Consider the following 1,213-nt stretch of genomic DNA (forward strand, 5'->3'; position numbering starts at 1 on the left):
TTACTCCGTGAGCTGGGGGTGGCCGCAGAGACCAGCGAGAAGCGACTGTTTACTAAAAACACAGGTCCGTGCGAAGCCGTAAGGCGATGTATACGGACTGACGCCTGCCCGGTGCTGGAACGTTAAGGGGACCGGTTAGTCACATTTCGGTGTGGCGAAGCTGAGAACTTAAGCGCCAGTAAACGGCGGTGGTAACTATAACCATCCTAAGGTAGCGAAATTCCTTGTCGGGTAAGTTCCGACCTGCACGAATGGCGTAACGACTTCTCGACTGTCTCAACCATAGGCCCGGTGAAATTGCACTACGAGTAAAGATGCTCGTTTCGCGCAGCAGGACGGAAAGACCCCGGGACCTTTACTATAGTTTGATATTGGTGTTCGGTTCGGCTTGTGTAGGATAGGTGGGAGACTTTGAAGCAGCCACGCCAGTGGTTGTGGAGTCGCCGTTGAAATACCACTCTGGTCGTGCTGGATGTCTAACCTCGGTCCGTGATCCGGATCAGGGACAGTGTCTGATGGGTAGTTTAACTGGGGCGGTTGCCTCCTAAAGAGTAACGGAGGCGCCCAAAGGTTCCCTCAGCCTGGTTGGCAATCAGGTGTTGAGTGTAAGTGCACAAGGGAGCTTGACTGTGAGACCGACGGGTCGAGCAGGGACGAAAGTCGGGACTAGTGATCCGGCAGTGGCTTGTGGAAGCGCTGTCGCTCAACGGATAAAAGGTACCCCGGGGATAACAGGCTGATCTTCCCCAAGAGTCCATATCGACGGGATGGTTTGGCACCTCGATGTCGGCTCGTCGCATCCTGGGGCTGGAGTCGGTCCCAAGGGTTGGGCTGTTCGCCCATTAAAGCGGTACGCGAGCTGGGTTTAGAACGTCGTGAGACAGTTCGGTCCCTATCCGCTGTGCGCGTAGGAATATTGAGAAGGGCTGTCCCTAGTACGAGAGGACCGGGACGGACGAACCTCTGGTGTGCCAGTTGTCCTGCCAAGGGCATGGCTGGTTGGCTACGTTCGGGAGGGATAACCGCTGAAAGCATCTAAGCGGGAAGCCTGCTTCAAGATGAGTATTCCCACCTCCTTGAGAGGGTAAGGCTCCCAGTAGACGACTGGGTTGATAGGCCAGATGTGGAAGCCCGGTAACGGGTGGAGCTGACTGGTACTAATAGGCCGAGGGCTTGTCCTCAGTTGCTCGCGTCCACTGTGTTAGTTCTGAAG

Annotated in this window: 1 rRNA gene (running past one end of the window); it reads left to right on the forward strand. The window is 55.6% G+C overall.

Annotated features, from left to right (window positions below):
• Window positions 1-1,181 (forward strand): 23S ribosomal RNA (locus AC0693_RS38605) (it extends 2,233 nt beyond the left edge of the window).
• Window positions 1,182-1,213 lie beyond the last annotated feature (32 nt).

The organism is Streptomyces sp. NPDC043876 (assembly GCF_056435825.1).